We start from the raw sequence: 22,049 nt of genomic DNA on the forward strand, positions 1-22,049 counted from the left end.
TCGCCGGCCGGATGCGCGGCCGGCCGGATTTCAACCCGGCAGCAATGGAGGATGGCAATGTTCCCACTTTCCCATGTCTCAAAGTACTTCTCGGACGACGAAATCCGGCGCATTTGCGAGGAGATGCCAATCAGCATCGACAAAAACCCGCATCTATCCGAGCGCAGCAAGCGAATCATAAAATCCGTATTTCTCTCGGATGAAGACCTGAAGCAGATCCTGGTCGAGTTGGCCAGCGAGAAGGCAAAGGAGTAGCCTGTGTTGAATATCTACGCCTCGCTGGTAAAAACCGAGTACGACGTCCCCGGCGCCCTCGCTTACTCAATCTACAAGCGCTGTAAAGCGGAGTGGCGAGCGGGCTTTCCCGCCACGCACGACGGCAACGAGCCGACCACAGAAGATGAGGCAGAGTTCATTTCCATTTGAATGCTTCCGGAAAATCTGGAGAATCTGAAGCAGCGCGGCGCAAAACTTGCGCGTGATTTCGCTGCCAAGTCTCTAGAAAAGAGAATGGCGGAAGTAGCCGACGAAGTCGCGGAATCGGAGGTCATACGCCAAATCTTCTTGCTCGAAAACCGCATCAAAGTTGGGTTCGACAACGTTGAAAAACAGCTGCACGAGAAAAAGACTTTGCGGGCCTGGGGGCGGGATATTGTTACGGCCTTTATCGCCGGCCTTGGTGTGATACTTGCGGTCGGCCTGCTGTTCAACGGGTATGTGCGCTTTGCCGCGATCAATGCCACTGCCGAGAAGGCGGTGGGCATTGATCTGGAGACTCCGCAGAGGAATGCCGCGCCGCTCAGGAAGTGAGGTGGCGGCTCAGGTGCTGGACGAAGGGCTCCGGCGCCAGGAAGCCGATCACACGGCTGTTCGGGATCTCCTTGCCGCCGTTGAAGAGGATGATGCCCGGTGGCCCGAACAGGCCGAAACGCTTCATCAAAGCCTTGTCGTCGGCGCTGTTGGCGGTGACGTCCACCTGGATCAAACGCACCTGCTTCAACTTGCCGCTGACGGCCGGCTTGGAGAACGTGAAGCGCTCCATCTCCTTGCAGGACACGCACCAGTCGGCGTAGAAGTCCAGCATCACCGGCGTGGTGCTGGAGGCCAGCACCTGATCCAGTTCGGCCACGGTCTTGATGCGGCTGAAGCGGATCTCATCGCCGGCCGGCGCGGCGCCTTCCGCACGGGCCAGGCCCAGGTGGCCCAGCGGTTGCAGCACGTCGCGGCCGGAGCTGGCGGCGCCCGCCAGTTCAAACAACCCGGCGAGCAGGAACGCCAGTCCCAAGGTCTTGCCGACATACGCGCCCAAGCCCGCGCCGCGTGCAGCAGGCAGCGGCTCAAACACATGCAGGAACACTGCGCACAGCAGCGCGAACACGCCCCACAGCGCCATCATCACCGGCACCGGGAACACCGGCGTCACCATCCAGATCGCGACCGCGATCAGCAGCAGGCCGAAGATCTTCTTCACGCCGTTCATCCACGCGCCGGCACGCGGCAGCAGGCTGCCGGCCGAGATACCGGTCAGCAGCAGCGGCACGCTCATGCCGACCGCCATCGAGAACAAGGCCCAGCCGCCGGTCCAGACGTTGCGCGTCTGGCTGATGTAGAGCAGCGCGCCAGCCAGCGGACCGGCCACGCACGGGCCGACGATCAGCGCCGACAAGGCGCCCATGACGAACACGCCGGCGAAACGGCCGCCGCCCATGTTGCCGCTGGTCGCGCTCAAGCGGCTTTGCAGTGCGCTTGGCAGCTGCAGCTGGTAGACGTCGAACATCGACAGCGCCAAGCCGACCAGCAGCGCGCCGAAGGTCAGCAGCACCCATGGCTTTTGCAGTGCGCCGGCCAGGCCTTCACCGGCTAGGCCCGCGCCCACGCCGAGCGAGGTGTAGACCAGCGCCATGCCCAGGCAATATGCCAGCGCCAGCGAGAAGCCGCGTCCGCGCGACACCGCGCCCTCGCCCACGATGATCGAGGACAGGATCGGCACCATCGGCAGCACGCATGGCGTGAACGACAGCAGCAGGCCGAAGGCCAGGAAGGCCAGCCCGATGCGCCATGCGCTGCCGCTTTGCAGCGTGCGCTGGGCGAGGGAGCTGTCGTCCTCGTGGGCCGGCACGGTGGCGGCTGCGGTGGCGGCTGCGGTGGCGGTTGTGGCGGCGGTGGTGGCGTTGGCTGCCTCACCGGCCGGCGGTGCATCCACCGTCACCAGCTTGCCCGGCACCGACGGATCGACGCGATAACTCTGCGTCGCCGGCGAATAGCACAGGCCCGCATCCGCACAACCCTGATAGCCCACCTGCAGCGTGAACGCCGCAGCCGCCGTCACCGGCAGGTTGACCACCAGCTTGTCCTGGTAAGTCTCCATCTCCTTGTTGAAGTTCGTGTCGAACTTGCGCAGCCCAGCCGGCAGCGACGGTGCGGCGATCTGCGCGCCATCCGACTTGAAGCTCAGGCGGTCGCGATACAGGTGATAGCCCGGTGCGATCGCCCACGACAACCGCACCGTATGCGCGTCGACCAGCTCCCCCTTCAGCTGGAACGCCTGGTCCGGCTCCAGAAAGTCATCCGCCCGTGCGCCGGCGGCCAGCGCCAGCACCGCCACCATCAACGCCATCAGGCGCGTCATCCAATTGTTCATCATATCCATCCTATTCAAACATCCCTGAACAGCATCTGCCCCTGATCGTTCACGGCCAGATACCCCATATCGGACGCATTCAAAAAACTCAGACCATCCTGCTGCTTCAGCATCGCGATGGTGGAACAGCTGCCGGCGGCGATCGCCATCGGCGCCAGCACGCTCACCGAGCGCCAGTACCGCACCGGCATGCCGTCGCGTGGATCGAGGATGTGGCAGTAGCGCTGCCCATCGAGCTCGAAGTAGCGCTCATAATCGCCGCTGGTAGCCAGCGCGCCCTGGCTGACCGGGATGCTCGCCACCACGCTGTCCGGATCGCGCGGATCCTGGATGCCGATGCTCCACGGCCGCCCGTTCAGGCGCGGTCCGATGAAGCGCATGTCGCCGCCCAGGTTCACATAACCATGCCGCACGCCCGCATCGGCCAGCAGCGCCGCCGCGCGGTCGGCCGCGTACTCCTTGCCGAAGCCGCCGAAGTCGATTTCCATGCCGGCCCGGCGCAGATGGATATCCTCCGCGCCGCAGTCCACCTTGTTCCAGCCGACCAGCGCCAGCAAGGGCTCCAGCACTTCCTTGCCCGGCACCCTGGGCTGGCGAAAATCCCAGGCCCGCCGCAGCACGCCGGAAGTGATGTCGAACAGCCCCTCGCTGGCGCCGTGCAGCGCCGCCGCATAACCGAGCAGCGACATGGTCTCGGGATCGCAATGCACCGCCTCCCTGCCCGCCGCCGCGTTGATGCGCGAGACGATGCTGTCCGGCCGGTAGCGCGAATACTTGGTTTCGATACGCAGCACCTCGTCCATGGCGCGCTGCGCCAGCAGCGCCGCCGTATGCGCGTCCGGCGCGGCGAACCGCAACTCGCAGCGGCTGGCCATCGCCTGGAACGTGGTGCGGTGTATCGCGTCTACCATTTCGCTTCTACCACTGCCGGTTGATTGCTATCTGCACCGTCTGCGCGCGCAACGCATCCAGCCCCGGACTGCCTTCGTGGAACAGGCGCCAGCTGCCGCGCTGCTGGTACACCGACGCCTTCACGTCGACGGACCACAGCTTGTCCAGCTGCTTGCTGACCTTCAGGCCCAGCGTCACCGCGCCGAAGCCCGACAGGCGCTGGTCGGCCGTCATGTAGCCGCTGCCGTTGTAACCCGGCGGGAACGGCGCGCCCAGCTTCGCATCGTAGAGCGGATCGTAGTAGAAGCTGGCCGCGCTCTGCGAGTACAGGCGCGCTTCCGGCGTCACAGTCCAGCCCTGCGACAGCGGCTGCACATATTCGGCGCCCAACGTATGCCCGCGCACGCCGAAGCTGTCACGGTAGTAGCGGTAGGACAGCCGGCTGGTGCCGCCGGTCGAGGCCAGGTGATGGTTCCAGCGTGCCAGCAAGGTGGTCTCGTCGCGGCTGCGCGGGCGATTGTCCAATGCCTTGTACGGATCGGAGAAATAGCCCTCGCCCTGGCTGTGCGTCAGCGTCAGCTGGGCGATGTCGTTCGTGGACAGCACCTGCGTCACGCCCAGCAGCAGGCTGGTGCTGCGCTTCTTCTCGTTGCTGACGATCTTGTTGACCGGGTTGATGTGGTCATCCGCATGGCCGATGCCGACGGTCCACGTGGTGTTCTTGCTTTCGCTTTCCAGGCTGCCCTGCAGCGACAACGCGCGCGACAGGTAATCGTGCTCGTTCGAATACGCCACGCCCACCGTCACCGTGCCGCGTTCGAAATAGCGCGTGGCCGATGCATCGCCCGCCGTGCGGTGGTCCTGCATGTGCGAGGCGCCCGAGATGGCCGTGTGGTAGCGCGGCGAAGCGCCCGACACATCATCCGACACCACCGAGGCGCCGATGTTCCACACGCCCGCCACCGGCGCCGTGATCGACACCGACGGCGAATGCACGGTGATGCGGTCCAGGCCGGACTGGCTATCCTTGTAGTTCAAATAGCCCAGCGTGATGGTGCCGTTGGCCGGCGGCGTCTCGGCGTGCGCCTGCACGCCCGGCAGCATCAGCGCCGCCGTCATGATGGAAGCGGCCAGGCTGCGCCCGGATGCCTTGTCTTCGTTACTCGTCATGGTGGTCCTCAATTGCAGCCGCAGCCACCGCCACCCACACCGGCGCCGCCGGACGAGGCCTCGCGGCTGGTGTAGATATGGTCGTCGAAGCGTGTGAACATATGACCGTCGCCGAAGGTCATCTCGGTGCGCGCCAGCGTGCCCTTTTCCCAGGGCTGCACATTGCCCAGCGAAGCGCAGCCGGACAGCCCGGCCGCCAGTGCGATCAACAATAGCGCCTTCATTTGACGGCTCCCAATGCGTTCTGGATCTTGCTTTCCAATTCGGCGCGGTCGGCTTCGCGGAAGCCGGAATGCTCCAGCAGCACCTTGCCGTCCGGGCCGATCAACACGCTGCTCGGCATGCCCTTGATGCCGTAGCTGCGCGGAGTGGCGCCTTGCGGGTCGAAGCCGATGGCGAAGCGCGCCGGGGTCGTCGTCAGGAACTGGCGCGCATCGGCGCTGTTGGCGTCGACGTTGACGCCGACGATCTGCAGGCCCTTCGCGCCATACTTGGCCTGCATCTCGTTCATCCACGGGAAGGACTGGCGGCACGGACCGCACCACGAGGCCCAGAAGTCCACATACACCACCTTGCCCTGCAGCTTGGCCAGCTTCACCGCGCCCTCCAAGCCTTGCAGGTCGAACTGCGGCGCGGCGGCTCCCTTCTCCAGCGCCCAGGCCGGGGCGGCGCCCAGCGCCACGGCCATCAGCATGGCGATCGATATCGGTTTCATGTCAGCCTCCAATGCGTTTGGTTTGACGACGGCGCCAGCCGATGGCGATCGCCGCCGAGATAATCAGGAACACCATCATCGGATCGTTGACATCGTCCGAGGCCGAGCAACCGCCACCGCCCTTGTTGACCGGTGCGGCGTTGCTGGCCGCAGCCGTGCCCTGGCCGCTCAGCGCGATGGTCCAGCCGCTGCCGGCCACGGTGGACTGCAGGACCACGCTGCCGCTGCTGGCGCCGTTGGCCGGCGTGTAGCTCACCACCAGGTCGCACGAAGCGCCAGGAGCCAGCGTGACCGGGAAGGCGGCGCAACCGGTGTTGTCCGCCACGGCGGCGAACGGACCGGTAAAGGTGGCGCTGGCAAGCGTGACGGCTGCCGCGCCGCTGTTGGTCAGCGTGAAGCGGCGGGTAGGCGCCGCACTGCCGATGACGACCGAGCCGTAGTCAAAGCTCTGCGGCGCTATCGTCAGCGACGGCGTGGTGATGACAACCGCCACGCCATTACCGTTCAGGGCCAGGTGGAACTGGGCGCCACCGTCGGTCACCAGCAGCAGGTCGGCGCTGCGGGCGCCGGCGGCGACTGGTTTGAACGCGGTGGTCAGCGTGCAGCTGGAACCCGGAGCGACGGCGGCGCCGGCAACGCAGGTCCCGCCGAGGACGAAGTCACCGGGCTGATTTCCGCCCAGCGTCAGCGTGGCGATCGACAACGAAGCGTTACCGCTGTTGGACAGCGTGGTCGTGTGAGCCGTGGCGCTGCTGCCGACTTGCGTGTCGGCGAAGACGATAGGACCGGCTTCGGACAGCACCGGCGTCGCGGTAGCCTGCTTGGTGCCGGTGCCGGTGATGCCGACTTGCAGCGCAGTCGCGTTCGAGGTCACCGCCAGCGTGGCCGAGACAGCGCTTTCCGCCGCCGGCGCGAAGCGCACCGGCACCGAGCAGCTGGCCCCCACCGCCAGGGTGGCACCGCAATCGCTGGCGCCCAGGGTGAAGCTGGCCGCACCGCCGGCGCTCAAGCCGATCTTGTTGAAGGTGATGACCACATTGCCGGTGTTGGCCAGCGTGACCGTCTGCGCCACTGCCGCCGCGCCGATGGTCTGCGTGCCGAAGGCGATGGCCGACGGCGTCGCCGTCAAGGCCGGCGCCGGCGTGGCGGCCGTACCGGACAGGCCGACCGTGGCGTTGCCGTTGGAGGCATTGGACGCCAGCGCCAGGCTGGCGGAGAACGCGCCCGCAGCCACCGGCGACGCTTGCAGCGTCACCGTGCAGCTGCCTGCCGCGGGCACCGGCGTGGCGACGGCACAGGTGCCGCCCAACGTGAAGATGCCGGCGTTGGCGCCGCCCAGCGCGATGGAGCTGAAGGTCAGCGCGGCCTGCCCGCTGTTACTGACGGTGATGGTCGACACGGCGGACGGAGATCCCGTCAGCAGCGTGCCGAAATTGACGCTGGCCGCCGACAAGGCGATGGTGGCCTGCGGCGTGGCGTTGCCGGTGCCGCTCAGCGCGACGACGCTGCTGCCGCCTGTCGCGTTGTGGGTGATGGTGAGCGAAGCAGCGCGCGCACCCGCCGCCGTCGGCTTGAAGCTGGCCTGCACGGTGCAGCTGGCGCCCGCCGCGACCGCGCCGCCGTTGGCGCAGCTGCCGCCGGCGACGCTGAAATCACCCGCAGCCGCGCCGCTGAGAGAAATGGTGCCGATGTTGAGCGCGGCGTTGCCGGTATTGCTCAAGGTGGCGGACAGCGGACCGGCCGTCTGGCCGATACTGGTGCCGCTGAAGGTCAGGCTGGCCGGCGCCAGCGAGGCTGCCGGCGCGGCCACCACGTTCGGGTTGCCGATGAAGGCAGCCAGGTCGGCCAGCTCCGCCGCGCTGAATTTGCCGTTGAACAGGCTACCCATGCCGCCCTTGTTGGTGGCGATGGCGTTCTGGATCACCGACGGCTGGTTGGCCGCCGCCAGGATGCCGCTGACGTTGTTCGCCGGCGAGGCGGTGTGGCACGAGGCGCACGTGGCGCCGCCGGACACCGGCCCGTTCAAATACAGGCTCTTGCCGTTCAGCGCATCGGCCGCGTTGGCGCCCTGCCCCATCACACCGACCAGCAGGACCGCAGTCCACCGAAGCCGGAACACCTTTGCTAACAAGCCTGTCATCACATTCTCCTGAAGTTTGATCTAGAAATTGATCTGTAATTCGCAGACAGAGATCGCAAAGGCATTCATGCCGCTGTGCGCCAGGGCGCACCAGGTCCAGCTTCGGGTGCGCTGGTAAAGCAGCGCCAGCGCCAGTCCCGGCGCCAGCACCGCCAGCGCGTGCTGCCAGCCGGAGCCTATATGCAGCAAGCCGAAAACCGCCGTCGACACCAGCACAGGTCCGCCCCGTGCCAAAGGCAGGCCGCCGTCACTGGCCGCCAGCTGGCGCGTCATCCACTCCTGCAGCCCTGCCCTGACCACGCATTCCTCCAGCGCAGGCGAGAGCAGCAGCAGGCGAAGGCAGACGGCAAGGTCCGGCGCCTGCAACTGCGTGCTGCAAAAATGGGTAATCGACGACACGGAATATAGTGGTTTTGCTGCCGGTTGCGTATCTTGTCCGACCGTTCATACCCGGCCGCGCAGCAAAGGTTCTAACGAAGGGAGATTTATTTTCGGCCGCGCAGGCGGTCGAGCCATTTCACGGCGATGCGCTTGTTGGCTTTGAGGGTGTAGTCCAGCGTGGCGAATTGCTCGTCCAGCGCTTCCTGCAGCACGCTGGCCGGATTGGCCGGGGGCAGTTTCAGATAGGCGTCCGCCTCGCCGTAGTCGCGATGGATTTCCATGCCGGCTTTTTTCGCGATGTGCATCATCGTCTTGTTGGACGACAGGCAGTGCATATACAAGGTATCGACGTCGTCGTTGCGGCAGTGGATGGCGGCGCGCTCGAACAGCTTGGAGCCGATACCCAGGCCACGCGCCGAGCGGCTGACCGACACGCCGAACTCCGCCACCCGCTCCTTCTCGGTGACGGCACTCTTCGATTCGTCGCGCGGCGCGAAGGCCAGGTGGCCGACCGCCACCAGCTTGAACACGCGGTTGTACACGCCGAACACCATGTCGCGCGAAAAGTCGATGCGGTTGACGTAGTTGGCCACCTGCTCGTCCGGCAGCACGGTGCCGAAGCGCAGCAGGCGGTCGCTGTCTTCCAGGTCGAGGAAGTGCTTGACCATGCGCCGCCGGTCACGCTCGCGCAGCTCCTTCACCAGAACCGTCGGACGGCGCTTGCCGTCCTTGTGCTTGCCCCAACGGCGCAACGGGTTCTGGAAAAGGTCGATCGAGCTCATATTTCCGCCGTGGCCCCGTCATCGTCGTCGTCATCGCCGGCGCGCAGCGCCACCTTCACCGCCGTCACCCGCGCGCGGTGCACCAACTCCGGGATGCGCTGCGGGTAGGCGGTGCTGGCCAGGGCGATCTCGCCGGCGTTGACGCCGCGCGCGGCCGCCAGCGCCGTCTCCAGGTGCGCCAGTTGCGGGAACGGCGCGTCGCGGAAGCTGGCGTTCGGGCCGATGCGGCCGCGCGAGTCGCATTCGGTCGCCAGCAGCATCTGCGAGAAGCGCGCCGGCTTGCGGAAGGCGTCGCAACGCTCCAGCAGCGTGACGATGGTATTGGACCGCAGTTGCAGGGCGCGGCCGACGTTGCCGTGTTCGCGCGCGGTCATCACGGCCAGGTCGCGGCATTCGGTCGGCACCTTGAGGCGCTTGCAGACCTGCTCCACCAGCTTGACGCCCAGCCCTTCGTGACCGTGGTGCGCGGGCCAGTTTTCCGGCGGCGTGGCGCCCTTGCCCAGGTCGTGCATCAGGCAGGCGAAGCGCGTGGCCAGTTCGTGGCCAGCTTCCGCCGCGCAGTCGATCACCTGCAGCATGTGGGTGCCGGTGTCGATTTCGGGATGCCATTTTTCCGGCTGCGGCACGCCCCACAATACGTCCAGCTCCGGCAGGATGCGCGCCAGCGCGCCGCAGTCGCGCAGAACTTCCAGCATGCGCGAGGGCTTGGCTTCCATCAGGCCGCGCGAGAGTTCCTGCCACACGCGTTCCGGCACCAGCGCGTCGACTTCGCCCTGCTCCACCATCTGCCGCATCAGCGCATTGGTTTCGGGCGCCACGCGGAAATCGCTGAAGCGGGCGGCGAAGCGGGCCACGCGCAGGATCCGCACCGGATCTTCGGCGAATGCGTCGGAGACGTGGCGGAAAATGCGCTGCTCCAGATCGCGCCTGCCGCCATAAGGGTCGGTGAGCGTGCCGTCATCCGCGCGGGCGATGGCGTTGATGGTCAGGTCGCGGCGTACCAGGTCGTCTTCCAGCGTGACGTCGGGCGAGGTGTGGAACACGAAGCCCTTGTAGCCGGGCGCGGTCTTGCGCTCGGTGCGGGCCAGCGCGTATTCCTCCTGCGTCTTCGGATGCAGGAACACCGGGAAGTCCTTGCCGACCGGGCGGAAACCCTTGGCCAGCATGTCGTCCGGCGTGGCGCCGACGACGACGTGGTCGTGGTCCTTGACGGGCAGGCCAAGCAGTTCATCGCGCACCGCGCCACCGACGACATAAATCCGCATCATCGTCAGTCCGGCATTTCGGCGTCGTGCTTAGGCGCCATTTCGGTTTCGGCCATCGCCTCCTCGACCCAGCGGGCCACGGCGGGATGGGCCAGCACGCGCTGGCAGTAGGCGTCCAGCGCCGGCGCCAGCGACACGCCGTAGGTGCGGAAGCGCAGCACCACCGGCGCGTAGTAGGCGTCGGCGATGGAGAAGTCGCCGAACAGGAACTGGTGGTGGCCGAAGCGCGACAGGCATTCCTCCCAGATCTCGCTGATGCGGCCGATGTCGGCCTGGGTGCCGTTGGTGCGGCCCTTGCCCGGATAGCTGGCGCGGATGTTCATCGACATCGAGTTGCGCAGGTCGGAAAAGCCGGCGTGCATCTCGGCGCAGACCGAACGCGCCATCGCGCGCGCGGCCACGTCCTGCGGCCACAGGTGCAGCTCCTGGAACTGTTCGGCGAGGTATTCGCAGATCGCGAGGCTGTCCCAGATCGTCATCTCGCCGGCCAGCAGCACCGGCACGCGGCCGCTGGCCGAGTAGCCGCAGATGCGGTTGGCGGTGTCGTCCTGGTCGAGCAGCACGCGCACTTCCTGGAACGGGATGCCGAAGGCGGTCATCGCCACCCACGGCCGCATCGACCACGACGAGTAGTTCTTGTTGCCGATGACGAGCGTCAGGCCCGGCTCGCGCGCGGCGGCCAGGGTTTGCGACAGGCTGGGATCAAGTTGTGTGCTCTGCATGGTGCGTCCAAGGTGGTTGTATGGGTCAACGCGAGCCGAAGCTCGACTCCTGCTGTTCCTGTTCGGTGTAGCCGCGCGGCGCGACGGTGCCCAGGCGCGCCTTCAGCGATTGCGGTCGGCCTTCGAACAACGCCGCGTAATAGGTGGTGTTCGACATCACGTTCTTGACATAGGTGCGGGTTTCGACGAACGGGATCGACTCGATGAAGACCGCGCTGTCCATCGGCTTGGTCAGCGTGGAGCGCCACGAGCGCAGGCGGCCCGGCCCGGCGTTGTAGGCGGCGGTGGCCAGCACCTGCGAGCCGTCCATGTTCCCGAGCACCATGTTCAGGTAGTTCGCGCCCAGCAGGATGTTGGTACGCACGTCGCTCAGCATCTCCTGGGCGAAGTCGGTCAGGCCGATCTTTTTGGCCACCCAGCGGCCGGTGGACGGCATCACCTGCATCAGGCCCGAGGCGCCGACGTGGGATTGCGCGTCCATGATGAAGCGCGATTCCTGCCGTATCAGGCCGTAGACCCAGGCCTTGTCCAGGCCCAGCGTCTGCGTGGTCGGGTGCATGATGTCGATGTGCGGCGACGGGTAGCGCTGCGTGTAGTCGACCTGGATGCGGGTGCGGTCCGAGGTGTTGACCATGCGGTCGAGGATATTGTTCTGGCGCGCGAATTCGGCGGCGGCCAGGTGTTCGCGTTCGCTCAGGCCGCGCAGGCCCCAGTTCCATTCGCGCGTGCCTTCGAAGCGCAGGCGCATGCCGAAGAACTTCAGGGCCCGCTGGAAGTTGGGATTGGCGGCGATGGGCGCGATTTCGGCCTGCGTGATCGGCAGGCCTGGCAGCGGGATCGTAATCAGCTTGCCGGTTTCCTCCAGCGCCAGCAGGCCGTAGAAGTTGGACTGGTCCGAGATGCTGCGGAACAGCTGCATCGCTTCGCCGGTGGCCTGGATGGAACCCGCTTGCACCATCAACGCGCGGCCCAGCCAGTAGACCCAGGCCGGATCGGCGCGCAGCGACGCGGGCATGGCGCGGATGTTCTTCTCCACCTGCTTCCAGTCGCCGTTGCGCAGCGCGATGCGGGTCTTCCATTGAATCTGATCGATCGACAGCGCGGCGCCGTTCGACTTCTGCCAGTACTCGGTGGTCTCCGGCGACAGCGAGTACGACGATTGCAGCGCCACCGCGGCCCACGCCTCCTGCTGCTCCTGCGGGCTCAGTTTGGACGCGGCCTTGTTCAGCGCCAGCACCGCCAGCTTGGCGCTGGTCTTGGCCATGCGGCCGATGGCGACGATGTAGATTTCGTGTTCGCCGCGGCCGCTGCCCACGCCCTTGGCCAGCGCGATGGCCGGCAGGTCGACCGCCTGCACGGCCTTCTTCTCGTTCCCGTCCAGCAGCGCGACGATGCGGCGCGCCTGGCCGGTGGCGTTGAATTCGCCGGACAGGCGCAGTTGCGCATACAGGTCGTCGAGGTTGAACTGGCCGGCCTGGTACAGCGTGGCGATCAGGCCCGCGCATGGTTCGCCGTAGCCGTTCGGCGCGGTGAGCAGCTCGCGCGCCTCGCCGGCCACCTTCTGGCCCTTGAGCGCGCGCGATTGCAGCGCGTAGCATTTGACCTGGGTGTCGTCGTTCAGCACGAACAGCGGCAGCTGCTCGTCGAAGGTGGCCCAGTCGCGCTTGCGGCCAAGGTCCAGCAGCCAGTCGTTGCGCAGGCGGTCGACGATGGCCTGGCCCTCGTAGCGCTTCATGAAATCGCGGATTTCGGCGTACGAGGCATCCTTCAGGCGCGGTTTCAGCCGATAATATTCAACGTAGGATGGAATGGAGTAATCGCCCAGGCGGGCGGCGTAGAAATCGGCCTTGGATGCGTCGTCCTGGCGCACGGCGTCGCGCAGCAGCAGGAAGGAGTCGTCCGCCCGGCGGCCGTCATCGCCAAGGTCGTCGGCGCGGGCCAGGGAGGTCGTGGCCACGGCAGCAAAGGCGGCGGCGCCGGCAATCCATTTTAAAGCGGAAATCAATGTGCAACTCTCTAAAGTCTTGAAAATCTGAACCTATGACCAGCGACCCTAGAATACCACGCGCCGCGACTGAACCACCAGCCCCGGTAGCCCCGCAAAAGGCCGATTTACGCAAGCAATTGCTGACCGCTCGGCGCGCGCTGGACGCGGCCACGCGCGCGGCATGGGACCACGCGATCGGCGCGCAGGTGGTCGATTGGTGGAAGGCGGCGCGGCCGGCGGCGCTGGGCGTGTACTGGCCGCTGCGCGACGAGCCGGACCTGCATGCGGCCTACGCGGAACTGGCGGGGCTGGGGGCGCGGCTGCTGCTGCCGGTGGTGGTGGAAAAGCACGCGGCGCTGGAATTCGCCGAATGGCGCATCGGCGAGGCGATGGTCAAGGATGCGATGGGGGTGGCGGTGCCGGCCGACCTACGCCTGCAGGAGGCGTATCCGCCGGCGCTGCTGGTGCCGTGCCTGGGATTCAATCCGGAGGGCTACCGGCTGGGATACGGCGGCGGTTTCTACGACCGCACGCTGGCGCGGTCGCCGCGTCCGCAGACACTGGGAATCGCTTACCAGTGCCTGCAGGTGCGGTTCGACAGCGACGGCCACGATGTGGCGCTGGACCGCATCATCACCGAGTAGTTACACCAGGCGTTGCCACAGCGCCGTGGTGGCCGCTGCCTGGTTCATGCTGTAGAAATGCAGGCCGGGCGCGCCGCCCGCCAGCAGGCGTTCGCACAGCGCGGTCACCACGTCCAGGCCGAAGGCCTTGATCGAGGCACTGTCGTCGCCGAAGCTGGCCAGCTTCAATCGCACCCAGCGCGGGATCTCGGCGCCGCACATGTCCGAGAAGCGCATCAGCTGCGTGTAGTTCGTGATCGGCATGATGCCGGCCACGATGGGCACGTCGATGCCGATCTTGCGGGTCTGCTCGACGAACTGGAAGTAGGCGTCGGCGTTGTAGAAATACTGGGTGATCGCGGCGTTGGCGCCGGCCTTGATCTTGCGCTCGAACGCCAGCAAATCGTCCTGCGGCGACTTGGCCTGCGGGTGCACTTCCGGATAGGCCGCCACTTCGATGTGGAACCACTCGCCGGTCTCCTGGCGGATGAACTCCACCAACTCGTTCGCGTAGCGGAACTCGCCGGCCGCGCCGTAGCCGCTCGGCAGGTCGCCGCGCAGCGCCACGATGCGCTTGATGTTGTGCGCCTTGAATTCCGCGAGGATCTCGCGGATCGATTCGCGCGTGCCGCCCACGCAGGACAGGTGCGGCGCGGCGTCCTCGCCGGCGGCGAGGATTTCCACCACGGTGTCGAGCGTGCCGCGCTGCGTGCTGCCGCCGGCGCCGAAGGTCACGGAAAAATACTTGGGCTTGAGCTCGGACAGCTTGGCGCGCGTGACGCGCAGCTTTTCCGCGCCCTCCGCCGTCTTCGGCGGAAAGAACTCGATACTGAAATTATGATTAGCCATCTGACGTCTTCAAAAGTAAGGTAGACAGGGCCCAGGAAATCACGCTGTACAACAATGCACCACCGATCGCCGACGCGAAGCTGTCGACGTGGAAGCCGTCCACCCATTGGGCGACCAGCCAGAACATGAAGCCGTTGATGATGAAGATGAACAGGCCCAGCGACACCACGGTCACGGGCAGCGTCAGCAACAACAGCACGGGGCGTATCAGCGTGTTGACCAGGCCCAGTACAAGGGCCGCGACGAGGGCTGCGCCTATGCTTGTGACATCGACGGAATGCATCAGGTAGGGAACTGCCAGCAAGGCAATCGCATTGATTAACCAGGTAAGGACCAAACGCATAAGATGAGCTCGCTGCAAAAAAGGACTGGATAAAAACGGGGCCGGCGAGTTGCCGGCCCCGCTTCACACCGGCAGATTAATAACGGTAGTGGTCAGGCTTGTACGGACCTTCTTGCGTCACGCCGATGTAGGCCGCTTGCTCTTCGGTCAGCACGGTCAGCTGCGCGTTCAGTTTCTTCAACTGCAGGCGCGCCACTTTTTCGTCCAGGTGCTTCGGCAGCACGTACACGCCGACCGGATACTTGGCGGTGTTGGCGTACAGCTCGATCTGGGCGATGGTCTGGTTGGCGAACGACGACGACATCACGTACGAAGGATGGCCGGTGCCGCAACCCAGGTTGACCAGGCGGCCTTCGGCCAGCAGGATGATGCGCTTACCCGACGGGAAGATCACGTGGTCGACCTGCGGCTTGATGTTCTCCCAGGTGTACTTCTTCAGCGCGGCGACGTCGATCTCGTTGTCGAAGTGGCCGATGTTGCAGACGATGGCCTGGTCCTTCATGGCCAGCATGTGCTTCTCGGTCAGGATGTGGTAGTTGCCGGTGCAGGTGACGAAGATGTCGCCGTGTTCGGCGGCGTAGTCCATGGTGACGACGCGGTAGCCTTCCATCGCGGCCTGCAGCGCGCAGATCGGATCGATTTCGGTGACCCACACCTGCGCCGACAGCGCGCGCATGGCCTGGGCCGAGCCCTTGCCGACGTCGCCGTAGCCGGCGATCACGGCGACCTTACCGGCGATCATCACGTCGGTGGCGCGCTTGATGCCGTCGACCAGCGATTCGCGGCAGCCGTACAGGTTGTCGAACTTGGACTTGGTGACGGAGTCGTTGACGTTGATCGCCGGGAAGGCCAGCTTGCCTTCCTTGTGCATCTGGTACAGGCGGTGCACGCCGGTGGTGGTTTCCTCGGTCACGCCCAGGATGTGCGGCAGGCGCTTGGAGTACCAGGCCGGGTCGATCGCCAGGTGGGCCTTGATGGCGTTGAACAGGCAGATCTCTTCTTCCGAGCCCGGCGCGGCCAGCACGGAGATGTCTTTTTCAGCGCGCGCGCCCAGGTGCAGCAGCAGCGTGGCGTCGCCGCCGTCGTCGAGGATCATGTTCGAGTAGACCGCGTTGCCGGCGGCGTCGGCTGGCCACTCGAAGATGCGGTGGGTATAGTCCCAGTATTCGTCCAGGGTTTCGCCCTTGATGGCGAACACCGGGGTGCCGGCGGCGGCGATGGCGGCGGCGGCGTGGTCCTGGGTCGAGTAGATGTTGCACGAGGCCCAGCGGACCTTGGCGCCCAGTGCTTCCAGCGTCTGGATCAGCACGGCGGTCTGGATGGTCATGTGCAGCGAACCGGTGATGCGCGCGCCCTTGAGCGGCTGCGACGCGGCGAATTCCTCACGGATGGCCATCAGGCCAGGCATTTCGGTTTCGGCAATCTTGATTTCTTTGTCGCCCCAGGCGGCCAGGGAGATGTCGGCGACCAGGAAGTCTTGTGCGGATTTGAGTACGGCGTTCATCACGCCCTCCTTTCATGTTGAAAAAAGTAACGTGAGCGCGGTTTGGGACTCCGAGCCTGGCGAATTCATGATTCGTCGCAACGCTCCTCGGAAGGCGCATTTTAGCACCGTTGGGCTGGAATGGTGAACTGCGGCGCCAATAAAGTCCCGTTTGTGGTGGATCAAACCAACGGCGGCGGCACCCGGCTACGCTGGATTTTTCAGGTGGTGATCCATCATGACTATCGATCCGCGCGATGCGATCTGGAATGAAGCCCAGGATCTGCTTTACCGCGCCAGCTATGCCGGCGAACTCAAGACCGCCCTGCTGGCGCGCTGGGTGTGGCTGGACAGCGCGACCAAGATCGCCGTGGCCATCTCCTCGGGCGGCGCCGCGCTGGCCGGCCTCGTATTCTGGAAAAATAGCGACTATACTTTTCTATGGCCGATGTTCACGTCGGCCAGCGCGCTGCTGGCCATCGTGTCGCGGCAATTGTCCGTCGCCGAAAAAGTGCAGGCGCATGCCACATCCGCCGTCAGCCTCAGCTTGCTGGTCATCGAAATCGGTTCGCTGATTGTGCGGATGAAGGTCAACCCGAGCTTTTCCATTGCGGAGTTCGAAAAGAAGCTGCTGGCTTTCAGAACCAGGTACGGCACCGAAGTCAGCAAATTTCCATATGACCTGCTGCTGACGCAAAAGCTGCGCGTCACGACGCAGGCCGCCGTCAATCAGGCGCTGGGCCGGCAACCGAAGGAGGGAATATGATACCGAAAGACGATCCTCGCCGCAGATATGAACCGCCCAATCCAATACCGCCGCCGCCCAAGCGGCCGACGTAGTTAGTCCAGATGCGACAACGCCCCGGCATGCGGGGCGTTGTCGTTTAGTGCGAGGCGATTACTTCAGGCCGGCCGCGGCGCGCAGGATGGCGGCCTTGTCGGTGCGCTCCCACGTGAATTCCGGCTCTTCGCGGCCGAAGTGGCCGTAGGCGGCGGTCTTGGCGTAGATCGGACGCAGCAGGTCCAGCATCTGCACGATGCCCTTCGGACGCAGGTCGAAATGCTCCATCACCAGCGCGGCGATCTTCTCGTCCGGGATCACGCCCGTGCCTTCGGTGTAGACCGTGATGTTGATCGGACGCGCCACGCCGATCGCGTAGCTGACCTGCACCTGGCACTGGCGCGCCAGGCCGGCGGCCACCACGTTCTTGGCCACATAGCGGGCGGCGTAGGCGGCCGAACGGTCCACCTTCGTAGGATCCTTGCCGGAGAACGCGCCGCCGCCGTGCGGGCTGGCGCCGCCGTAGGTGTCGACGATGATCTTGCGGCCGGTCAGGCCGCAGTCGCCCTGCGGACCGCCGATGACGAAGCGGCCGGTCGGGTTGACCAGGTACTTGGTGTCCACCAGCCACTCGCGCGGCAGCACCTGCTTGATGATCTCCTCGATCACCGCTTCTTCGATCTGCTTGTGCTGCATTTCCGGCGCGTGCTGCGTCGACAGCACCACGGTGTCCACCGCCACCGGACGGCCGTTGACGTAGCGCAAAGTGACTTGCGATTTGGCATCCGGACGCAGCCACGGCAGGCGGCCGTCCTTGCGCAGCTGCGACTGGCGCTCGACCAGGCGGTGCGCGTAGTGGATGGCGGCCGGCATCAGTTCCGCGGTTTCATCGCAGGCGTAGCCGAACATCAGGCCCTGGTCGCCGGCGCCTTGATCGAGATCAATCCCCGCGCCCTCGTCCACGCCCTGGGCGATGTCCGGCGACTGCTTGTCGTAGGCCACCAGCACGGCGCACCCCTTGTAGTCGATGCCGTAGTCGGTGTTGTCGTAACCGATGCGCTTGATGGTTTCGCGCGCGACTTGAATATAATCAACGTTGGCGAACGTGGTAATCTCGCCGGCCAGCACCACCAAGCCGGTGTTGCACAAGGTTTCGGCGGCAACGCGGGCTTTCGGGTCCTGGGTCAGGATGGCGTCCAGAATCGCATCGGAAATCTGGTCGGCGACCTTGTCGGGGTGGCCTTCCGAGACGGATTCGGAAGTAAAAAGATAATCATTTGACATCGCAAGCTCCTGTGATTGGTTAAGAATGTTTTGTCGCTAACCAATACGGCTTGCGACGCTTTAGCGACATTTATATTCCGCTTCGCAAGTTGTCTGTTAACTCAGCGGTTACTGCATACGTGGTATTTTACGCTTCTTAAAAAATTTTGGCATGGCAACGCTGCCAAGAGCACCTTCTACTAGAACAATTACTCATGCTTGTACCCATTTTCCGCTTCCTCTCCATCTTTCCATTGCCATTTTTACACGCGCTGGGCGCGGCACTGGGCTGGCTGGTCTACCTGAGCTCGCCATCCTACCGCCGCCGCATGCGCGACAACATGGCGCAGGCCGGCTATTCCGCACACCTGTCGGCCGCCATCGCCGAAGCGGGCAAGAGCATCGTCGAGCTGCCCTTCATCTGGTGCGCCGATCCGGCGCGGGTGTCGCGCCACGCCACGGACGAGAACTGGGCCATCGTCCAGGCCGAGCTGGACGCCGGCCGCGGCATCGTGTTCCTCACACCCCACCTGGGCTGCTTTGAGATCGTCGCGCAGGAAATCGCGCTGCGCACCGAGCTGATGGTGATGTACCGGCCGCCGAAAAAGGCCGCGCTGAAACCGCTGATCGAGGGCGCCCGCGCGCGCGACAACCTGCTGCTGGCGCCAGCCAACATGTCCGGCGTGCGGATGCTGGCCAAGTGCCTGAAGAAGGGCAAGCCGATCGGCCTGCTGCCGGACCAGGTGCCGCAGGAAGGCGAGGGCGTGTGGGCCACCTTCTTCGGCCGCGCCGCCTACACCATGACGCTGCCCGCCAAGCTGGCGCAGCTGGGCGACGCCACCATCATCGTCACCTACGCCGAGCGGCTGCCCGGCGGCAAGGGCTATGTGATCCGCTTCGTGCCCTTCGACGGCACGCTGGAGGGCAGCGCCGCCGAGCAGGCGCAGGCCATCAACCACGCCATGGAACGCCTGATCGCGCGCAGCCCGAGCCAGTATTTCTGGAGCTACAACCGCTACAAGGTGCCGGCCGGCATAGACGCGCCAAGTGCGGCGCCAACGGCGGGAGAACAGGCATGAAGCTACTGTTGGGAATCATGTGGCTGCTGCACTGGCTGCCGCTGCCGGTGCTGGGCCGCTTCGGCGACGCCGTCGGCAGCCTGCTGTTCCTGGTGATGCGCTCGCGCCGCCACATCACGCTGACCAATCTGCGCCTGTGCATGCCGGAGCTGAGCGAGGCCGAGCGCACCGCCATCGGCCGCCGCCACTTCCAGGCCTATTCGCGCAGCGTGTGGGAGCGCGGCATCCTGTGGTGGGCGTCGGAGGAACGGCTCCAGCGCCTGATCAAGGTCGAGCCGGGCCCGGTGCCGGTGGAGGCGATGACGTCGCAGCCGACCATCCTGCTGTGTCCGCACTTCGTGTGCCTGGACGTGGCCGGCGCCTCGATCGCCATGGTGACCAGCGCCTCGTCGATGTATGTGCAGCAAAAGAACGCCGCCTTCGACCAGGTGCTGCGCGCAGGCCGCGCCCGCTTCAAGCCGGTCAAGCTGTTCACCCGCCAGGACGGCATCAAGCCCATCCTGCGGGCGCTGCGCGACAAGCTGCCCTACTTCATGCTGCCGGACATGGACTTCGGGGAGAAGGACGCCGAGTTCGTGCCCTTCTTCGGCATCGAGGCCGCCACCTTGACCGCCACCGCCCGCATCGCCGCCACCACCGGCGCCCAGGTAATGCCGGTGATCGCCACCTTCCTGCCCGATTACCAGGGCTGGCGTGTGAAATTCTATCCAGTGTGGGACAATTACCCTGGTCCCGACATGGTTGCCGCCACCCGCCGCATGAACGAGTTCATCGAGGAACGCGTGCGCGAAGCCCCGGCTGAATATTTCTGGACGCACAAACGGTTCAAGACGCGCCCGAACGGCGAAGCTTCGCTGTACCAGCGTTCCAAGTAAACACAGGCAGCAGATGAAACTCAAATTCACCAAAATGCACGGCGCCGGCAATGACTTCGTGGTCATCGACGGCATCAACCAGCACATCGACTTCTCGCCCGCGCAATGGCAGCTGCTGGGCGACCGCCGCTTCGGCGTGGGCGCCGACCAGATCCTGCTGGTGGAAAAACCCACCGAGCCGGGCTGCGATTTCCGCTACCGCATCTTCAACGCCGACGGCGGCGAGGTCGAGCAGTGCGGCAACGGCTCGCGCGCCTTCGTCAAGTTCGTGGCGGAAAAAGGCCTGACCGCGCAGCGCAGCATCACCGTGCAGACCAAGGCCGGCGTGATCGCGCCACGGCTGGAGCTGGACGGCAGCATCACGGTCGACATGGGCGCGCCGGTGCTGGAGCCGCAGCGCGTGCCGTTCGACGCCGAGGGCCTGCACGGCGAGCGCCAGGGCGAAGACACGCTGTGGCCGCTGGTGCTGGAGCTGGGCGGCGCGCGCGAGAGCGTGCTGATCTCGGTGGTCTCGATGGGCAATCCGCACGCGGTGCAGATCGTCGACGACGTCGACGCCGCGCCGGTCGAGCTGACCGGGCCGCTGATCGAGCACCACGCGCGCTTCCCGAACCGGGTCAACGCCGGCTTCATGCAGATCGTCGGCCGCCACCACATCAAGCTGCGCGTGTTCGAGCGCGGCGTGGGCGAAACGCTGGCCTGCGGCACCGGCTCGTGCGCGGCCGTGGTGGCCGGCATCCGCCGCGGCCTGCTTGACAGCCCGGTGCGCGTGGACGCGCGCGGCGGCCAGTTGTCGATCAGCTGGGCGGGCGTGGGCCAGCCGGTATGGCTGACCGGCCCTGCCGTGACGGTGTTCGAGGGTGAGATAGAAATTTAAAGCTGGCTCAGGCCGCCAGCCGCTCGTCGGTGCCCGGCAGCCAGGTCTTGAGCCGGTACAGGCGCTGGCGGTAGTTGCCTTCCAGCCCGTCCGGGCCGTTGTCGAGATGCTCGAACAAGCGGCCGATGCGGTCCAGCGCCTGCCGCTCGCGCGCGGTGCGCAGCAACACCAGGCGCCGCTTGCTGCGGCCGTAACTGGCGCGGATATCCACCACCAGGCAATGGCCCTGGTCGGCCGCCTTCACATCCAGCAACAACGCTTCCGCCCGGCTCAGGCCGAACAACTGGGCCAGGGTCAGGCGCGCCGCCAGCAGCGGCTGGCTTTCCAGCGCCTCGCGCGACATGTGGCGCAGGATGGCTTCGGCCCAGTCCGACTCCTTGGGCGCCGCGCCGATGCGCGCCAGCGCCGCCTCGGCCTCGTCGCAGCCCTGGGCCGCGGCCTTCTGCAGCCAGTAGGCCGCGCGCACGTCGCTGTGCTCGTCGGCGCGGCGGTTGCGCCAGGCGTACATGCCGCACTCCAGCTGCGCGGCGCAGTGGCCCATGTCGGCCGCCCGCTCCAGGTAGCCCTGGGCCTCGGCCACGCAGCGCTGGGAAAATTCCGGTTTCAGATAAATGCGCGACAGCGCGTACCAGGCATCGGCCAGGCCCTGCTCGCCCGCTTGCGTCAGCCAGCGTATGGCGCGCTTGAAATTGACGGCGGCGATGCCGTTGGCCTGGCGCCGGCCGTCGCCGTCCATGCGGGAGAACCACAAGCCCAGCGCCAGCTGGGCCTGGCGGTCGCCGCCGTGCGCGGCCAGTTCGCGGCAATGATGCAGTTCGTCCCGGAACGCGGCGTCGCGGCCGGCCTCCTCGTCGAGCAGCGCGGCGCAGCGCGCCAGCAGCGTCAGCTGGGCCGGCTGGAGCGGCCAGTCGACCGCGCGGGCCGCCTCGGCGTCGGCCGGGGCGCCGTCCAGCAGCTTGCGCGCCAGCGGCAGCGCCCGTTGTAAAAACGCCGCGCGGTCGCCGTGCCAGGCTTGTTCCAGCACCGCGTACTGGGCGGCGGCCAGGCCGCCGTCGGCCGCCCGGTCCAGCCACTGCTGGCGGGCGTTGGCGCGCTGCGAAGGCGGACCGCCGCGCCGCGCCGGCAGCGGCGCCACCGGCGCCGGCGACGGCGCGCCCGTCTGGTGCGCCAACCGCCATTGCG

24 protein-coding genes and 1 riboswitch are annotated in these 22,049 nt (G+C 66.0%); of the genes, 8 read left to right on the plus strand and 16 right to left on the minus strand.

The genetic code is table 11. The features are described from left to right. The first annotated feature begins 57 nt into the window (after positions 1-57). The 3 genes from HUX88_RS16475 to HUX88_RS16485 are packed head-to-tail and all read left to right on the plus strand — an operon-like array spanning position 58 to position 810. Positions 58-255 carry a hypothetical protein gene (locus HUX88_RS16475; RefSeq protein ID WP_117017688.1) on the plus strand — a complete coding sequence of 66 codons (198 nt, stop codon included), beginning with the start codon at positions 58-60 and terminating at the stop codon, positions 253-255. Between the two features lie 3 nt (positions 256-258). Then, complete coding sequence (locus HUX88_RS16480; protein WP_176362457.1) at positions 259-426, plus strand: hypothetical protein; 168 nt, start codon at positions 259-261, stop codon at positions 424-426. Next, positions 427-810 (plus strand): hypothetical protein, encoded by a 384-nt coding sequence (locus HUX88_RS16485; RefSeq protein WP_117012665.1) that lies wholly within the window; start codon positions 427-429, stop codon positions 808-810. It abuts the gene before it with no gap. Here HUX88_RS16485 and dsbD read toward each other — a convergent pair. The 11 genes from dsbD to HUX88_RS16540 all read right to left on the minus strand — a co-directional run bounded on the left by dsbD (position 800) and on the right by HUX88_RS16540 (position 12,712). Next, positions 800-2,644 carry a protein-disulfide reductase DsbD gene (gene dsbD / locus HUX88_RS16490; protein ID WP_176362458.1) on the minus strand — a complete coding sequence of 615 codons (1,845 nt, stop codon included), beginning with the start codon at positions 2,642-2,644 and terminating at the stop codon, positions 800-802. The two genes, HUX88_RS16485 and dsbD, sit on opposite strands and share 11 nt — an antisense overlap. 11 nt (positions 2,645-2,655) lie before the next feature. Then, positions 2,656-3,552 carry an FAD:protein FMN transferase gene (locus tag HUX88_RS16495; RefSeq protein ID WP_176362459.1) on the minus strand — a complete coding sequence of 299 codons (897 nt, stop codon included), beginning with the start codon at positions 3,550-3,552 and terminating at the stop codon, positions 2,656-2,658. A 7-nt stretch (positions 3,553-3,559) separates the two neighbouring features. Next, positions 3,560-4,702: a DUF3570 domain-containing protein gene (locus HUX88_RS16500; protein WP_176362460.1), complete on the minus strand. Its 1,143-nt coding sequence runs from the start codon at positions 4,700-4,702 to the stop codon at positions 3,560-3,562. An 8-nt stretch (positions 4,703-4,710) separates the two neighbouring features. After that, positions 4,711-4,926, minus strand: coding sequence for a DUF4266 domain-containing protein (locus HUX88_RS16505; RefSeq protein WP_117012661.1), 216 nt, complete (start codon positions 4,924-4,926; stop codon positions 4,711-4,713). Continuing rightward, positions 4,923-5,417 (minus strand): TlpA disulfide reductase family protein, encoded by a 495-nt coding sequence (locus HUX88_RS16510; RefSeq protein WP_117012660.1) that lies wholly within the window; start codon positions 5,415-5,417, stop codon positions 4,923-4,925. Before HUX88_RS16510 ends, HUX88_RS16505 begins: the two co-directional genes overlap by 4 nt. A gap of 1 nt (position 5,418) precedes the next feature. Continuing rightward, complete coding sequence (locus HUX88_RS16515; protein ID WP_176362461.1) at positions 5,419-7,557, minus strand: choice-of-anchor D domain-containing protein; 2,139 nt, start codon at positions 7,555-7,557, stop codon at positions 5,419-5,421. A gap of 21 nt (positions 7,558-7,578) precedes the next feature. After that, positions 7,579-7,956, minus strand: a complete 378-nt coding sequence (gene mrtJ / locus HUX88_RS16520; RefSeq protein WP_373886805.1) for a JDVT-CTERM system glutamic-type intramembrane protease — start codon at positions 7,954-7,956, stop codon at positions 7,579-7,581. A gap of 86 nt (positions 7,957-8,042) precedes the next feature. Beyond that, positions 8,043-8,720 carry a GNAT family N-acetyltransferase gene (locus HUX88_RS16525; protein WP_117012658.1) on the minus strand — a complete coding sequence of 226 codons (678 nt, stop codon included), beginning with the start codon at positions 8,718-8,720 and terminating at the stop codon, positions 8,043-8,045. Continuing rightward, the gene (locus HUX88_RS16530; RefSeq protein WP_176362480.1) at positions 8,717-9,985 is read right to left on the minus strand and encodes a multifunctional CCA addition/repair protein; all 1,269 of its coding nucleotides are present in this window, start codon (positions 9,983-9,985) and stop codon (positions 8,717-8,719) included. The genes HUX88_RS16525 and HUX88_RS16530 overlap by 4 nt, the downstream gene beginning before the upstream one ends. Positions 9,986-9,990: 5 nt before the next feature. Beyond that, a complete protein-coding gene (locus tag HUX88_RS16535; protein ID WP_117012657.1) occupies positions 9,991-10,707 on the minus strand; it encodes a glutathione S-transferase family protein in 717 nt (238 codons plus the stop codon). 25 nt (positions 10,708-10,732) lie between these two features. Next, entirely contained in the window at positions 10,733-12,712 is a 1,980-nt protein-coding gene (locus tag HUX88_RS16540; protein ID WP_176362462.1) for a lytic transglycosylase domain-containing protein, read from the minus strand. A 35-nt stretch (positions 12,713-12,747) separates the two neighbouring features. Here HUX88_RS16540 and HUX88_RS16545 point away from each other — a divergent pair, with 35 nt between their 5' ends. Continuing rightward, positions 12,748-13,338, plus strand: a complete 591-nt coding sequence (locus HUX88_RS16545; RefSeq protein WP_217916350.1) for a 5-formyltetrahydrofolate cyclo-ligase — start codon at positions 12,748-12,750, stop codon at positions 13,336-13,338. Here HUX88_RS16545 and metF read toward each other — a convergent pair whose 3' ends face one another. The 3 genes from metF to ahcY form a co-directional block, all read right to left on the minus strand. Beyond that, positions 13,339-14,166, minus strand: a complete 828-nt coding sequence (gene metF / locus HUX88_RS16550; protein ID WP_117012655.1) for a methylenetetrahydrofolate reductase [NAD(P)H] — start codon at positions 14,164-14,166, stop codon at positions 13,339-13,341. Further along, complete coding sequence (locus tag HUX88_RS16555) at positions 14,159-14,509, minus strand: phage holin family protein (RefSeq protein WP_117012654.1); 351 nt, start codon at positions 14,507-14,509, stop codon at positions 14,159-14,161. Before HUX88_RS16555 ends, metF begins: the two co-directional genes overlap by 8 nt. A gap of 76 nt (positions 14,510-14,585) precedes the next feature. Then, a complete protein-coding gene (ahcY, locus tag HUX88_RS16560; RefSeq protein WP_117012653.1) occupies positions 14,586-16,013 on the minus strand; it encodes an adenosylhomocysteinase in 1,428 nt (475 codons plus the stop codon). 26 nt (positions 16,014-16,039) lie between these two features. Continuing rightward, positions 16,040-16,108, minus strand: a riboswitch (S-adenosyl-L-homocysteine riboswitch). Between the two features lie 122 nt (positions 16,109-16,230). Here ahcY and HUX88_RS16565 point away from each other — a divergent pair. Continuing rightward, positions 16,231-16,758, plus strand: coding sequence for a hypothetical protein (locus HUX88_RS16565; protein ID WP_117012652.1), 528 nt, complete (start codon positions 16,231-16,233; stop codon positions 16,756-16,758). A 132-nt stretch (positions 16,759-16,890) separates the two neighbouring features. On the opposite strand, the gene metK is transcribed toward HUX88_RS16565, so the two are convergent. Next, on the minus strand, positions 16,891-18,057 hold the full coding sequence (gene metK, locus HUX88_RS16570) for a methionine adenosyltransferase (RefSeq protein ID WP_117012651.1): 1,167 nt from the start codon (positions 18,055-18,057) through the stop codon (positions 16,891-16,893). A 194-nt stretch (positions 18,058-18,251) separates the two neighbouring features. Between metK and HUX88_RS16575 the strand changes: the two genes are divergently transcribed. The 3 genes from HUX88_RS16575 to dapF are packed head-to-tail and all read left to right on the plus strand — an operon-like array spanning position 18,252 to position 20,867. Further along, complete coding sequence (locus HUX88_RS16575) at positions 18,252-19,115, plus strand: lysophospholipid acyltransferase family protein (protein WP_176362463.1); 864 nt, start codon at positions 18,252-18,254, stop codon at positions 19,113-19,115. Then, a complete protein-coding gene (locus tag HUX88_RS16580) occupies positions 19,112-19,990 on the plus strand; it encodes a lipid A biosynthesis acyltransferase (RefSeq protein ID WP_176362464.1) in 879 nt (292 codons plus the stop codon). The genes HUX88_RS16575 and HUX88_RS16580 overlap by 4 nt, the downstream gene beginning before the upstream one ends. A 13-nt stretch (positions 19,991-20,003) precedes the next feature. Further along, the gene (gene dapF / locus HUX88_RS16585) at positions 20,004-20,867 is read left to right on the plus strand and encodes a diaminopimelate epimerase (protein ID WP_117012648.1); all 864 of its coding nucleotides are present in this window, start codon (positions 20,004-20,006) and stop codon (positions 20,865-20,867) included. A 7-nt stretch (positions 20,868-20,874) separates the two neighbouring features. On the opposite strand, the gene HUX88_RS16590 is transcribed toward dapF, so the two are convergent. Next, positions 20,875-22,049: sel1 repeat family protein (locus HUX88_RS16590; RefSeq protein ID WP_176362465.1), on the minus strand; the 1,175-nt coding region annotated here is incomplete at its 5' end.

This window comes from Duganella sp. BJB1802 (assembly GCF_013369445.1).
In the GTDB taxonomy this organism is placed as follows: domain Bacteria; phylum Pseudomonadota; class Gammaproteobacteria; order Burkholderiales; family Burkholderiaceae_D; genus Rugamonas; species Rugamonas vulcania_A.

Excerpts from the sequence above, each read along its gene's own strand:
- dapF (WP_117012648.1), top strand. The coding sequence starts at position 20,004 with ATGAAACTCAAATTCACCAAAATGCACGGCGCCGGCAATGACTTCGTG.
- HUX88_RS16545 (WP_217916350.1), top strand. The coding sequence starts at position 12,748 with ATGACCAGCGACCCTAGAATACCACGCGCCGCGACTGAACCACCAGCC.
- HUX88_RS16535 (WP_117012657.1), bottom strand. The coding sequence starts at position 10,707 with ATGCAGAGCACACAACTTGATCCCAGCCTGTCGCAAACCCTGGCCGCC.
- HUX88_RS16475 (WP_117017688.1), top strand. The coding sequence starts at position 58 with ATGTTCCCACTTTCCCATGTCTCAAAGTACTTCTCGGACGACGAAATC.
- dsbD (WP_176362458.1), bottom strand. The coding sequence starts at position 2,644 with ATGATGAACAATTGGATGACGCGCCTGATGGCGTTGATGGTGGCGGTG.
- metK (WP_117012651.1), bottom strand. The coding sequence starts at position 18,057 with ATGTCAAATGATTATCTTTTTACTTCCGAATCCGTCTCGGAAGGCCAC.
- HUX88_RS16485 (WP_117012665.1), top strand. The coding sequence starts at position 427 with ATGCTTCCGGAAAATCTGGAGAATCTGAAGCAGCGCGGCGCAAAACTT.
- HUX88_RS16515 (WP_176362461.1), bottom strand. The coding sequence starts at position 7,557 with ATGACAGGCTTGTTAGCAAAGGTGTTCCGGCTTCGGTGGACTGCGGTC.
- HUX88_RS16505 (WP_117012661.1), bottom strand. The coding sequence starts at position 4,926 with ATGAAGGCGCTATTGTTGATCGCACTGGCGGCCGGGCTGTCCGGCTGC.
- HUX88_RS16555 (WP_117012654.1), bottom strand. The coding sequence starts at position 14,509 with ATGCGTTTGGTCCTTACCTGGTTAATCAATGCGATTGCCTTGCTGGCA.
- ahcY (WP_117012653.1), bottom strand. The coding sequence starts at position 16,013 with ATGAACGCCGTACTCAAATCCGCACAAGACTTCCTGGTCGCCGACATC.
- HUX88_RS16530 (WP_176362480.1), bottom strand. The coding sequence starts at position 9,985 with ATGCGGATTTATGTCGTCGGTGGCGCGGTGCGCGATGAACTGCTTGGC.
- HUX88_RS16510 (WP_117012660.1), bottom strand. The coding sequence starts at position 5,417 with ATGAAACCGATATCGATCGCCATGCTGATGGCCGTGGCGCTGGGCGCC.
- HUX88_RS16565 (WP_117012652.1), top strand. The coding sequence starts at position 16,231 with ATGACTATCGATCCGCGCGATGCGATCTGGAATGAAGCCCAGGATCTG.
- HUX88_RS16575 (WP_176362463.1), top strand. The coding sequence starts at position 18,252 with ATGCTTGTACCCATTTTCCGCTTCCTCTCCATCTTTCCATTGCCATTT.
- HUX88_RS16495 (WP_176362459.1), bottom strand. The coding sequence starts at position 3,552 with ATGGTAGACGCGATACACCGCACCACGTTCCAGGCGATGGCCAGCCGC.
- HUX88_RS16580 (WP_176362464.1), top strand. The coding sequence starts at position 19,112 with ATGAAGCTACTGTTGGGAATCATGTGGCTGCTGCACTGGCTGCCGCTG.
- HUX88_RS16525 (WP_117012658.1), bottom strand. The coding sequence starts at position 8,720 with ATGAGCTCGATCGACCTTTTCCAGAACCCGTTGCGCCGTTGGGGCAAG.
- HUX88_RS16500 (WP_176362460.1), bottom strand. The coding sequence starts at position 4,702 with ATGACGAGTAACGAAGACAAGGCATCCGGGCGCAGCCTGGCCGCTTCC.
- metF (WP_117012655.1), bottom strand. The coding sequence starts at position 14,166 with ATGGCTAATCATAATTTCAGTATCGAGTTCTTTCCGCCGAAGACGGCG.